The following is a 12380-nucleotide window of genomic DNA, read 5'->3' as shown; positions in this document are numbered from 1 at the left end:
TCCAGGAGAACAGTCGGCATGGAGCTCAAGGCAAACGCGGCACTGATCATCATCGATCAACAAAAAGGCATCCTGCATCCCGGGCTCGGTCGCAGGAATAACCCCCAGGCCGAAGCGCGCATGCTGGAATTGCTCGGCCATTGGCGGCGCACCGCCCGGCCGGTGATCCATGTGCAACACCTGTCCCGCTCGGAGGACTCAGTGTTCTGGCCGCAGCAGTCGGGGGTGGAGTTTCAGGAACGGTTTCAGCCAAAGGCCGGTGAACGATTGATCCAGAAGCAAGTGCCCGATGCGTTTTGTTCAACGGGGCTGGAGGCGCAGTTGCGCGAGGCGGGGATCGGGCAGTTGATCATCGTCGGTGTCGCGACCCACAACTCGGTGGAATCCACGGCGCGTACCGCGGGCAACCTGGGGTTTGATACGTGGGTGGCCGAGGATGCGTGCTTTACCTTCGACAAGGCTGATTTTTTCGGCCATGCCCATAGCGCCGAAGAGGTGCATGGGATGTCGCTGGGGAATTTGCACGGTGAGTATGCGACGGTGGTCAGCACTGCATGTGTATTAAAAGGCTGATTGAAAAACCTGTAGGAGCAAGCTTGCTCCGGGCGGCGTTCCGACGATGGCGGTCTGACTGACACATTGATGGTTAATGTGCTGCCGTCATCGCGAGCAAGCTCGCTCCCACAGGAGGATGCGGTGATTCAACAGGCGATATCGATATCCGCCCGAAGCATCAAGCGCCGTGGCACTTCTTGAACTTTTTGCCGTTGCCGCATGGGCACGGATCGTTGCGGCCGACGTCTTTCAGGGCGTTGCGCACCGGTTCCTGGTGAGCGTGGCCGCAGTTCGGGCCGTGGACATGGCCGTGGTTGTGATCATGGTGGTGATGGTCATGATCGTGGTTGCAATCGGGGCCGTGGACGTGGGGTTGCTGGGTCATCGGTGTTGCTCCGGAATTAAATCGGCGGCGATTATCACGCCATTGCGCGCCAGGTGCACGTAGTGGGCGATGAATATACCGGTTTCCAGCTCACCTTCCAGACGATAGGGAATGGCTTGATCGGATTTTTTCAGCAGTTTGGCCATTTCACGGACCTTGGACCACAGGTTGGTGCGGATCGGCACCTTGAAGTAAGCGCTGTGCCTGGGGCTGATGGTGAACCAGTGTTCGTACTCGCCATCGGCCAGCAGTATGTCACCCAGGTGAACGCGATACGCCAGACTGCGCACCGTCAGGTCGCTGTCGTTGGGGTTGTCGATGCGAAAGTGCAGGAGGAATTTCTGTTCCAGCAGTTTGGCGCTGACCACCTCGATTTTCACCAGATGGACCTCGGGGTCCGGCAAGTCGTCGTCGAACCATGACGCACAGCCGCCGAGTCCCAGAGTCAGGAACAACGTGAGCAGACAGAGTGCGCCGCGGCGGATGATCATCGTGGTGTTTCTCCCTTGAGCACCAGTCTAGACCCAAAGGATCGCAGCCTTCGACAGCTCCTGCGTAGTGGGCAGTCATTCCCTGTACTAGCTGCTGAAATACCCCGCACAACACTTCTTGAACTTCTGCCCACTCGCGCAGGGGCAGGCGTCATTGCGTCCGATCTTGAGCGGCACGGTCGGGTCGATGAAGTACCAGCGCCCGGTATTTTGCACAAATGCCGAACGCTCTCGATGACTGTGCTCGCCATTGCTGTCGTGCCAGCGCGCGGTGAAGGTCACGAAAGCGTGTTCAGGCTGGCCGCCCAGCACTTCGGAGCTCTCCACCTCAAGGCCCAGCCACGTACTTTGCGCGCTCCAGTCGCTGATCGATTGACGGTCCAGACCGGCCTGTTGGGCGGGCAGGGTGGTGGCCACCAGATAGTCGACCAACCCCAGCACATAGGCGCTGTAGCGCGAGCGCATCAAGGCTTGCGCGCATGGCGCCGGGTGCCCGGCATGGTAATGACCGCAGCAGGCGTCGAGCAGGGTGCCGCTGCCGCATGGGCAAATGGATGTACTCATTGCATTACCACCAGTATTTCCCGAAGTTTTCCGGATTGGCCCAGAAGCGCGAATTGAGCCAGTCGGGGACTTGTTTGTATTCAAGCAGATCGTAGGTAAACAGGGTCAAGACCTGTTCGTCCCGTTGAAAGCGTTCGCTGGCTTGCAGGGCCAGGGAGAAAAAGTCCGTTTCCTGCCAGCCACAGGCCGGCAGATCCGCCAGCACTGCAATGCGGCTGGCGTTGAGGTTGCGGATGCCGCCCAACAGGTTCAGGCCGTCGCGCTTGGGCAAATGCTCCAGGCAATCGACCACCAGGGCCAAGTCGAAACGGCGGGCCGCCAGCTCGGCGGGCAACGGCCCGGGGGCAGCGAGTGCGACGCTACTGTCCGGGTGAGCGAGCTTGAAAGCTTCCAGTGCCGGGAACTCGCTGGCGCCGATCAACAACAGGCGCGCGGGGGCATATCGATCAAGTAAAGCGGCCAGTGCCTGCTGCGGCGTGCGTGAAGAAATACCTGCAATCATCGAAGATCCTCAATCAGATCTGCCAAGACTAGCCTGCCCTAACGTTCGGGCCTAGAGCGCCCTGGCGACAAAAGCGTCAACCTGCCGTTAATACGCGAATAAACAGCATGGCCTATCTGCTGGCGGAGTTTAAAACTCGGGTCTTTACTACCTGAATCGGTTCTAAGCCGATCCTTCAGGAGAAAACTAGATGAGCATAGTTCGGACAGCATTACCCTTGGTTCTGCTAACCAGTGTGTTGACTGGTTGCGCAGGTTTGCAGAAAACCGACTGGCCGACCTGTGCGGCGGTTGGTGGTGTCGTGGGGGCGGGCCTCGGCGCGACCGAAAGCTCGGCATGGGCAGGGTACGGTGCTCTGCTCGTCGGCGGTACGGCAGCGGCTTATTGCTGGGTGCACGGCGATGGCGACGAAGACGGCGATGGCGTGCCGGATAGTCGCGACAAGTGCCCAGGCACGCCGAAAGGCGTTCAGGTCGATGCCAACGGTTGCCCACCACCAGCGCCTGTGGTCGAAGAAGCGGTTGTTGTCCAGGAAGAAACCATTGTCATCCGCGATGTTCACTTCCAGTTTGACAAAGCCACGCTTACCTCGTCCGACAAACAGGTACTCGACAAGATTGCCACTCGCTTGAAGGCCGAGGCCCCTACCGCTCAACTGACCGTGACCGGCCATACCGACAGCGTGGGCAGTGACACCTACAACCAGAAACTGTCGGATAAACGCGCCCACTCGGTGGTTGAATACCTCATCGAGCAAGGCGTACCTCGTAGTAACTTCGTGTCGGTTGTCGGTGCCGGTGAAAGCCAGCCGGTTGCTGACAACAAAACCGCTGACGGTCGTGCACAGAACCGTCGTACCGAAATCAAAATCCAGCGTTAACCCCCCCTCGCATCCGCGCCTTGTGCAGTCGTGGATGCGGGTCTTTACTCCTGTGTAACCGGTATTGGCCGGGGACACAGGAGCTTTCAATATGATCGTTCTCACAAGGACCGTCTTGCCGGTTCTGCTAATGGGCAGCCTCTTGACCGGCTGCGCGACCCACAGCGATGGCACTGCCCCCCTCAATCAGCGCACCTGGCCAATTTGCAGCCTCATCGGCGGCCTGGTCGGCGGTGGTCTGGGCGCAATCGAGAGTGGAGGTTGGGCCGCGGGTGGGGCGGCGCTGGGTATCTTGTCCGGCGGCTTGATCTGCTATGCCCAGGATGGCGACGAAGACGGCGACGGCGTTTTCGACCGACGCGACCGTTGCGCCGATACTCCCGCCAATACCCCGGTCGACCATCGTGGTTGCCAGGTGCCGCAGTACCCGGACAGCGTCCAGACCGAGCCTGCGCAATCCGAAGTCATTACTCTGAGCGATGTACTGTTTGTCTTCAATCAGGCCGAGCTGACCCCGACGGCGAAGAGTCAACTGGATGCGTTGATGAGCCAGTTCCTGGATGCCGATGTGGTCAGCATCAAGGTGGTCGGTCATACCGACAGCGTCGGTTCGGATGCCTATAACCAGTCCTTGTCGGAGCGGCGTGCCAGCAGCGTGGCGGAATACTTGATCAGCCAGGGCGTGGCGCCGAACAAAGTCACCAGCGAAGGCAAGGGCGAAAGCCAACCGATTGCCGACAACGAAACAGAAGAAGGTCGTGCGAAAAACCGCCGCGTGGAACTGCATATAAACCGCTGAGCCCGGAGATAGAGCCGTCGGGCGACTGATGTGATCGCTGCGACGGCCGTTTGGCGGCCTTCATGAAGATTTTTCCGTTGCCCTCTGGCTTATCCCGCGTGGAAGCCGTTACTGTGCGCGCAAACAATAATTCTCATCGGGGTGCGTATGAAAGTCTTATGGGGACTGGGGCGGTTACTGACCTTGCTGTTCTGGGCGGTAGTGCTGGTCAATCTGCTCACACCGTTCGTCTTTCCGCTGCACCCGTTGGTCAATCTGGCCGGCGGCCTGTTGGGGTTCATCCATCTTCTGGAAGCGTTGCTGTGCTATCGCAGCCTCCGGGGTCGCGCTCATCCCTGGCTTGACCGCCTGAAGATCGTCATTTTCGGCGTGTTCCACCTGCAAACCATTCCAGCCCCCACCGCTTCGAAGGCTTCCCATGCGTAAACTCTGTCTGCTCGCCGCACTCATCAGTCCATTGGCCTGCGCACAGGTGGTGAGTGTCGAAACCAACTCGCTGATGCGCTTGCCCAACACCGCCAGCACCCTGCAACTGGAGCGCCTGGAAGTGGCCGATTACGGCACCTTGCTGATTCCTTCGAACGTCACCGAAGTCACCGTGGGTGAGTTGCATCTGGGGCGTGAAGCGCGCATTGCCATCGTGCCGGGGGAACAGGCGCTGGCGCTGAAGGTTCGTCGCGCTGATTTGTCCGAAGGCAGCCAGATCACCTCCCGTGGCGCCCCCGGGACCTACCAGAAGGCCGCTCGATCAGGGCGCAACCTTGATTTGCAGATCAAGACACTGAACGCAGCGCAATTGATCGTTGATGCTCGCGGTGGTGCGGGCGCACCGGGGTTCGTTGGCCTTGATGGGGCCAACGGCCAGGAACCGGGCTGCACCTGGGGGCAGGCGGGGCGCGGCGCCGATGGCAGTGATGGCAGCAATGGCCAGCCGGGAGCACCGGGGGCGCTGGTCAAGCTGGCCGTGCCCCACGACTTCCCGGCAGACCGGATCAAGGTTCAGGTGGCCGGCGGTGCCGGTGGCCTGGCCGGCCCCGGCGGTAAACCGGGCGCGGGTGGCAAGGCCAAGGGCTGCCTGGTTTACAAGGCCGATGGCGGCAAGAGCGGTAAACCTGGGGCTGATGGTCAGCCTGGGCCGGAAGGTGCGGTGGGTTCGGTGACTGTGCAGCGGATGTAATCAGTTAAATCAGTATTGTCTGATCAGACATCATCGCGGGCAAGCCCGCTCCCACAGGGTTCAGTGGTGTTCACAATACAGTGACCACACTGCAATTCCACTGTGGGAGCGAGCTTGGTCCGGGCGGCGTTCCGACGATGCTTTTAGAGCATCGGCCGTGCTGCAGCAATCGCCACCACAGCCAACCCCACCAACAAATTGATCCCCACCAATCGGCGAATCCGTCCCAGCACCGCGGCCCCGGCGGGCCAATCCTGCTCGGCCACGGCTGCGCGCAACTCCGGCAGCATCAGCGCCTGAATGCGGATAAACAATGCGGTCATCACCACATACAACCCCATCATCACCTGCACATAGCGCGGTGCGGCTTCAAAACCATTGAATTGCATGTGCAGCATGCCCACGCCGCTGACCGGCAACAGCACCACCGCCACCCAGACCCAGCGGAAAAAGCCTTGAAACACTTCTACCCACAGCTTCAGCCGGGCAGGGCCTTCAAGTGCCTTGATCGCGGCGGGGCGCAGGACCATCCAGGCGAAAAACATGCCGCCGACCCACACCAGGGCGGCCAGTACATGCAGGCTATAAACGAGGCTAAAAGGTGTCATTGGGTTACTCCGTTCTGCGCAGGATTCATTAGCGGGGTATGATAGCCGTCGATCCGAACCACTGAAAATTTATCCAGCGTTTTTTGCGCCCGACAATCCATGATCAGCACTGAACTCAAAACCACGATCCAGGGCGCCTATTCGCGTTTTCTCGAAGCCAAGAGCCTCAAGCCGCGCTACGGCCAACGCCTGATGATCGCTGAAGTCGCCAAGGTCCTGGGTGACATCGACACCGACGACGAAGGCCGGCGCAGTGGCGACCCCGCGATTGTCGCGGTGGAAGCCGGCACCGGTACCGGCAAGACCGTGGCCTACAGCCTGGCGGCGATTCCCACGGCGAAGGCCGCCGGCAAGCGCCTGGTGATCGCCACGGCCACCGTGGCCCTGCAGGAGCAGATCGTCTACAAGGACTTGCCCGACCTGATGCGCAACAGCGGGCTGAATTTCAGCTTCGCCCTGGCCAAGGGCCGCGGGCGCTACATGTGCCTGTCCAAGCTCGACATGCTGCTCCAGGAAGGCCACGCGCAAACCGCCACCGCGCAGCTGTTCGAAGAAGAAGGTTTCAAGATCGAGGTCGACGAGGCCAGCCAGAAGCTGTTCACCAGCATGATCGAAAAACTCGCCGGCAATAAGTGGGACGGCGACCGCGACAGTTGGTCCACCGCCCTGGAAGACGCCGACTGGGCGCGCCTGACCACCGATCACAGCCAGTGCACCAACCGTCATTGCCCGAATTTTGGCCAGTGCGCCTTCTACAAGGCCCGCGAAGGCATGGGCAAGGTCGACGTGATCGTCACCAACCACGACATGGTCCTGGCTGACCTGGCCCTGGGCGGCGGCGCGGTATTGCCGGACCCGCGCGACACCATCTACGTGTTCGACGAAGGCCATCACCTGCCGGACAAGGCCATCGGCCACTTCGCCCATTACACGCGCCTGCGCTCCACCGCCGACTGGCTGGAAACCACCGCCAAGAACCTCACCAAACTGCTGGCCCAGCACCCGTTGCCGGGCGATCTGGGCAAGTTGATCGAACAGGTGCCGGAGCTGGCGCGGGAGATCAAGACCCAGCAGCAGTTCATGTTCACCGCCTGCGAGCAGATTGCCGATTTCAAACCCGGCGAAGATGTTGAAGGCCGCGAGCGCCCGCGTCACCGATTCGTCGGCGGGGTGATTCCCGAGCACATGCGTGAAATGGGCATCGAACTGAAGAAAGGCTTCGCACGGCTGACCGACTTGTTCACCCGTCTGACCGAGCTGCTCAAGGAAGGCATGGACGGCGAGGTCAACATTGGCATCGCCAGCAACCAGGCCGAGGAGTGGTATCCGCTGTTCGGCAGTCTGTTGTCGCGTTCTTCCGGTAACTGGGAGTTGTGGACCGCCTTCACCGTCGAAGACCCGGAGGACAACCCGCCCATGGCCCGCTGGCTGACCCTGGCCGAGAGCGGTTCGTTGTTCGACATCGAGGTCAATGCAAGCCCCATCCTCGCGGCGGAAATGCTTCGGCGCAACCTGTGGAACGTCGCCTATGGCTGCCTGGTGACGTCGGCGACCCTGACTGCCCTCGGCACCTTCGACCGCTTCCGCATGCGCGCCGGCCTGCCGAAAAAAGCCGTGACGGCGGTGGTGCCAAGCCCGTTCCATCATGCCGACGCCGGTGTGTTGCGGGTGCCGAACCTGAACGCCGATCCCCGTGATGCAGCGGCGCATACCGCCGCGATCATTCGTGACCTGCCTGAATTGGTCGAAGGCTCGCGGGGCACGCTGGTGCTGTTTTCTTCGCGCAAACAGATGCAGGACGTGTTCGACGGCCTGGACCGCGACTGGCGCAAGCAAGTGTTCATCCAGGGAAACCTGTCGAAACAGGAAACCCTGAACAAGCACAAGGCGCGGGTCGATGGCGGCGATTCCAGCGTGTTGTTCGGTCTGGCGAGCTTCGCCGAAGGGGTCGACTTGCCCGGTGCCTATTGCGAACACGTGGTCATTGCCAAGATTCCTTTCTCGGTACCCGATGATCCGGTCGAAGCGGCGCTGGCCGAGTGGATCGAAGCCCGGGGCGGCAATCCGTTCATGGAAATCTCCGTGCCGGACGCCTCGCTGAAGCTGGTCCAGGCCTGCGGTCGCTTGCTACGCACCGAAGAAGACCGCGGCACCATCACCTTGCTCGACCGGCGCCTGGTGACCCAGCGCTATGGCAAAGCCATCCTCAACGCGTTGCCGCCGTTCCGTCGAGAAATTTCCTGAAGCACCGGTGGGCAGTTTTGCCCGCCGCGTTGTCTATCTCTCTGCCATCGCTTTTCCACTGGCCCATTGAAGGTCGTTAGGGAGAATTTCGTTCTCATGATTTGCCGTTCGTTGCCTGCCGTTTTTGCCCTGCTGTTCGCAACACCGCTGTTGGCTGCCCCCGCCAGCCAGCAGACGCTGTTCAACTTTGTGCGCCCCGCCGACGTGGTCCAGGTGGCGACTCAGGACGCCAGCCTGCCGCAATCCAACGCCGAGCAAACCCCCGAGGGCGAAGTGCTGCGCCGGGTGACGTTCAACCCGGTCGCCCGGCCGACTTTGCGCCTGACCCCGCAGACCGGTGCCTGGGACTGGTCGCAGTCAGGCGTCATGAGTCTGCGGATCCAGAGCGCGATGAACTGGGCCTTGACCCTGTACGTGACCATCCAGAGCAACGACGGCAAGACACTGGTCAGCCGCGTCGATCTGCCGGCGGGGCCTGCGCAAACCCTGCTGGTGCCTTTGCAAGCGACATCAGCGCTGAGCCAGGGCATGAAGGCGGGCCCGCCGATGCCGATGACCGTCGAGGGCCAGCGTGTGTTGCTGGCCAGCAGCGCCGGTGAGCTGGATCGCAGCCAGGTAGTGTCGGTGAGCTTGTCGATGGACCAGCCCAAAGCCGCGCAAAGCATCCTGCTGGAACGCTTTGGTGTGCAGGACGGCGAGTCGGTCACCCAAGCCGTGTATGGCGGATTGGTGGATGCTTACGGCCAGTCGACCCGGGCCAAATGGCCGGAAAAAGTCAGCAGCGACGAGCAGCTAAAAAGCGCCGTCGGCAAAGAGCAGCAGCAACTGAAAACCTGGCTGGCCGAGCGTCAGAAGTCTTCGCTGGACAAATTCGGCGGATTGACCAAAGGCCCGTCGTTCAAGGCCAGTGGCTTTTTCCGCACAGAGAAACGCGATGGTCGCTGGTACCTGGTGACGCCTGAAGGCCACCCGTTCTATTCCCTCGGGGTCAATACAGTGGCCCCGGATGTCAACCAGACCTATGTTGCCGGTCGCGAGTGGATGTTCGAATCCCTGCCCAAGGCTGACGAGACCCTGGCCAATCACTACGGCGAAGGCGACAACCGTGGCGGTAACGGTGCCGATCAAGGGCGCGACTACAATGCCGGTCGCTGGTACGACTTCTACGGTGCCAACCTGCAGCGTCTGTATGGCGATCCATGCGCGAAGGGCAGCGATACCAAGGCTGGCGTTGCCGAAGCGGCCAAGACAGAAGCGACGGTAGCGACAGCCGCTGAGCCCAAATCTGTCGAACCGTGCAAGGCGCTGTTCGACGAGCAGCGCTGGGCCAGTCACACCCTTGATCGCTTGCAGGCCTGGGGCTTCAATACCATCGGCAACTGGAGCGCACCCGTACTGGGTGACGCTGATCGCGTGCCGTACACCTTGCCGCTGTCGATTGTCGGCGACTACGCCAGCATCAGCACCGGCACAGACTGGTGGGGCGGCATGCCTGACCCATTCGACCCGCGTTTCGCCATGGCCACTGAGCGTGCAGTGGCGATTGCTGCCCGCGACCATCGTGACGATCCGTGGCTGATCGGTTATTACGCGGACAACGAACTGGCCTGGGCCGGTCCCGGCGACGACCCGAAAGCCCGTTATGCCCTGGCCTACGGCACCTTGAGAATGACCACCGACGTGCCGGCCAAGCGCGCGTTTCTCAAGCAACTGCGCGACAAGTACCGCAATCAGGCGGGCCTGTCGAAAGCCTGGGGCATTGATCTGCCGGCCTGGGAATTGATGGAAGACCCAGGGTTTGTGCCGCCACTGCCAAGCGCCGAGCACCCGGAAATCGAAGCCGACTTCAAATACTTCCAGAAGGTCTTTGCCGACACTTATTTCAAGACCATCTCCGACTCACTCAAATGGCACGCGCCGAACCAGTTGCTGCTCGGCGGCCGTTTCGCGATCAGCACCCCGGAAGCCGTGGAGTCCTGCGCCCAGTACTGCGACGTGTTGAGCTTCAACATGTACACCCTGCAACCCCAGGATGGTTACGACTTCGCCAAGCTGCGCAGTCTCGACAAACCGGTGCTGATCACCGAGTTCAACTTCGGCTCGGTTGATCGTGGCCCGTTCTGGGGTGGCGTCACGCCATTGGCGAAGGAGGAAGACCGTGGTCCGGCGTACGCCAACTTCCTCAAGCAGGCATTGAGCGAACCGTCGATTGTCGGCGTGCATTGGTTCCAGTACCTCGATCAACCGGTCACCGGACGCCTGCTTGACGGTGAAAACGGTCACTTCGGGTTGGTGGGCATCACTGATCTGCCGTTCCAGGGCTTTGTCGACAGCGTGCGCAAGAGCAATCTGGCGACGGTCGAGCAATTGGGCAAAGAAGCCGAGAAGGCTGCGGCCGCAGCCGACAAAGCCAGCCACGATGCCGAGGGCGGCAGAAAAGCCGAGGCCGGCAAGGGCCCGGGGAAGGGCGCTGGTGGGCATTCCGGGAATGGTCATTAATCGCTGAAACCGCGTTATCGTTCTTCGTCGGAACGCCGCCCGGAGCAAGCCCGCTCCCACCTTCGACCGTATTGCTTCTGGAAGAACATGGTCGAAGGTGGGAGCGGGCTTGCTCGCGAAGGCGTCTATACGGACGCGATAAGTTTCCGATCAGTTTTATGAGTGACTTACCGTCGAGCCCAACCCTGTTCCCAAAACCCTCAAGGGCTGGAACAATGCCGACCACTTTGTAGAGCGTTAATCCGGGGAGTTGCGGGTGCAGATTCAGGGTCATTACGAGCTTAAGTTCGAAGCGGTGCGAGAGGCGTTCGCGGCGCTGTTCGACGATCCCCAGGAGCGTGGCGCAGCGTTGTGCATCCAGGTCGGTGGCGAAACCGTTGTCGATCTGTGGGCCGGCACTGCCGACAAGGACGGGGCCGAGGCCTGGCACAGCGATACCATCGCCAACCTGTTCTCCTGCACCAAGACCTTCACCGCCGTCACCGCGCTGCAATTGGTGGCCGAAGGCAAGCTGCAACTGGATGCCCCGGTCGCGCGCTACTGGCCCGAATTTGCCGCTGCCGGTAAAGAGTCCGTCACCCTGCGTCAACTGCTCTGCCATCAGGCCGGTCTTCCGGCATTGCGCGAGTTACTGGCCCCCGAAGCCCTTTACGACTGGCAAACCATGGTCGACGCCCTGGCCGCCGAAACGCCGTGGTGGACGCCGGGCGAAGGCCACGGTTACGCGGCGATCACCTATGGTTGGCTGGTCGGTGAATTGCTGCGCCGTGCCGACGGTCGTGGGCCGGGTGAATCCATCGTCGCGCGGGTCGCCAGGCCGCTGGGCCTGGACTTCCATGTGGGCCTGGCCGACGAAGAGTTCCATCGCGTGGCCCACATTGCGCGGGGCAAGGGCAATGTCGGCGATGCCGCCGCCCAGCGCCTGCTGCAAGTGACCATGCGCGAGCCAACGGCCATGACGACCCGGGCGTTCACTAACCCGCCATCGATCATGACCAGCACCAACAAACCTGAGTGGCGACGCATGCAACAGCCGGCCGCCAATGGCCATGGCAATGCCCGTAGCCTGGCCGGGTTCTATGCCGGTCTGCTCGATGGCAGCCTGCTGGAAAGCGAAATGCTCGATGAACTGACTCGCGAGCACAGCCTCGGCGAGGACAAGACTTTACTGACCCGGACCCGTTTCGGCCTGGGTTGCATGCTCGATCAACCGGACGTTGCCAATGCCACCTTCGGCCTTGGCCCGCGGGCGTTTGGTCATCCGGGTGCCGGCGGTTCCATCGGTTTTGCCGACCCGGAGCACGATGTGGCTTTCGGATTTGTGACAAATACCCTGGGGCCGTACGTCTTGATGGACCCGCGCGCGCAAAAGCTGGTGCGGGTTCTGGCCACTTGTCTGTAAAAATGACTATCGGGTGCCAGGGCTGGAACCCGATAGCCTTTCCAGTTTCAAACCGTCTGTTTACACGGGCCGATGTGGCTAATGCCGATCAGTCAAGCGGTAATGCGATCTGTAGCAGCTGCCGAGCCCGCGAGGCTGCGTTCGGCTGCATAGCAGTCGTGAGTCCAGCTGACGCGGCCTGCCTGATGTACTGCGATTACTGAATTACGACTGCTTCGCAGCCGAACGCAGCCTCGCGGGCTCGGCAGCTGCTACAAAGGTGTCGCGGCTGAAA

At 61.3% G+C, this 12380-nt stretch carries 13 protein-coding genes; 8 read left to right on the top strand and 5 right to left on the bottom strand.

Features of this window, described 5'->3' with window-relative positions:
• The first annotated feature begins 18 nt into the window (after window positions 1-18).
• Window positions 19-573 carry a cysteine hydrolase family protein gene (locus PMI34_RS08005; protein WP_008052142.1) on the top strand — a complete coding sequence of 185 codons (555 nt, stop codon included), beginning with the start codon at window positions 19-21 and terminating at the stop codon, window positions 571-573.
• Window positions 574-733: 160 nt separating this feature from the next.
• On the opposite strand, the gene PMI34_RS08010 is transcribed toward PMI34_RS08005, so the two are convergent.
• From PMI34_RS08010 to PMI34_RS08025, 4 genes are all read right to left on the bottom strand, one after another.
• Complete coding sequence (locus tag PMI34_RS08010; protein WP_008052141.1) at window positions 734-940, bottom strand: SEC-C metal-binding domain-containing protein; 207 nt, start codon at window positions 938-940, stop codon at window positions 734-736.
• Entirely contained in the window at window positions 937-1431 is a 495-nt protein-coding gene (locus PMI34_RS08015) for an LEA type 2 family protein (RefSeq protein WP_008052140.1), read from the bottom strand. Before PMI34_RS08015 ends, PMI34_RS08010 begins: the two co-directional genes overlap by 4 nt.
• Window positions 1432-1518: 87 nt before the next feature.
• The gene (locus PMI34_RS08020; protein WP_008052138.1) at window positions 1519-1995 is read right to left on the bottom strand and encodes a YchJ family protein; all 477 of its coding nucleotides are present in this window, start codon (window positions 1993-1995) and stop codon (window positions 1519-1521) included.
• 4 nt (window positions 1996-1999) lie between these two features.
• Window positions 2000-2497, bottom strand: a complete 498-nt coding sequence (locus PMI34_RS08025; protein WP_008052137.1) for a DUF6231 family protein — start codon at window positions 2495-2497, stop codon at window positions 2000-2002.
• A 190-nt stretch (window positions 2498-2687) separates the two neighbouring features.
• On the opposite strand from PMI34_RS08025, the gene PMI34_RS08030 reads away from it, so the two are divergent.
• The 4 genes from PMI34_RS08030 to PMI34_RS08045 all read left to right on the top strand — a co-directional run bounded on the left by PMI34_RS08030 (window position 2688) and on the right by PMI34_RS08045 (window position 5353).
• Complete coding sequence (locus PMI34_RS08030; RefSeq protein WP_008052136.1) at window positions 2688-3377, top strand: OmpA family protein; 690 nt, start codon at window positions 2688-2690, stop codon at window positions 3375-3377.
• Between the two features lie 91 nt (window positions 3378-3468).
• Window positions 3469-4176, top strand: coding sequence for an OmpA family protein (locus PMI34_RS08035; RefSeq protein WP_008052135.1), 708 nt, complete (start codon window positions 3469-3471; stop codon window positions 4174-4176).
• Window positions 4177-4323: 147 nt separating this feature from the next.
• On the top strand, window positions 4324-4602 hold the full coding sequence (locus PMI34_RS08040; RefSeq protein ID WP_008052134.1) for a DUF1145 domain-containing protein: 279 nt from the start codon (window positions 4324-4326) through the stop codon (window positions 4600-4602).
• A complete protein-coding gene (locus PMI34_RS08045) occupies window positions 4595-5353 on the top strand; it encodes a collagen-like triple helix repeat-containing protein (protein ID WP_008052133.1) in 759 nt (252 codons plus the stop codon). The genes PMI34_RS08040 and PMI34_RS08045 overlap by 8 nt, the downstream gene beginning before the upstream one ends.
• A 143-nt stretch (window positions 5354-5496) precedes the next feature.
• Here the strand turns inward: PMI34_RS08045 and PMI34_RS08050 are convergent, their stop codons facing one another.
• On the bottom strand, window positions 5497-5961 hold the full coding sequence (locus tag PMI34_RS08050; RefSeq protein WP_008052132.1) for a CopD family protein: 465 nt from the start codon (window positions 5959-5961) through the stop codon (window positions 5497-5499).
• Window positions 5962-6060: 99 nt separating this feature from the next.
• Here PMI34_RS08050 and dinG point away from each other — a divergent pair, with 99 nt between their 5' ends.
• From dinG to PMI34_RS08065, 3 genes are all read left to right on the top strand, one after another.
• Window positions 6061-8205 carry an ATP-dependent DNA helicase DinG gene (gene dinG / locus PMI34_RS08055; RefSeq protein ID WP_007992389.1) on the top strand — a complete coding sequence of 715 codons (2145 nt, stop codon included), beginning with the start codon at window positions 6061-6063 and terminating at the stop codon, window positions 8203-8205.
• A gap of 96 nt (window positions 8206-8301) precedes the next feature.
• Window positions 8302-10704, top strand: coding sequence for a beta-galactosidase (locus PMI34_RS08060; RefSeq protein WP_008052131.1), 2403 nt, complete (start codon window positions 8302-8304; stop codon window positions 10702-10704).
• Between the two features lie 256 nt (window positions 10705-10960).
• Window positions 10961-12106: an EstA family serine hydrolase gene (locus tag PMI34_RS08065; RefSeq protein WP_008052130.1), complete on the top strand. Its 1146-nt coding sequence runs from the start codon at window positions 10961-10963 to the stop codon at window positions 12104-12106.
• Window positions 12107-12380 lie beyond the last annotated feature (274 nt).

This window comes from Pseudomonas sp. GM74 (genome assembly GCF_000282455.1).
In the GTDB taxonomy this organism is placed as follows: Bacteria; Pseudomonadota; Gammaproteobacteria; order Pseudomonadales; family Pseudomonadaceae; genus Aquipseudomonas.
Note: the sequence above shows the minus strand (reverse complement) of the source record. Positions and strands in the feature narration are given on the sequence as shown.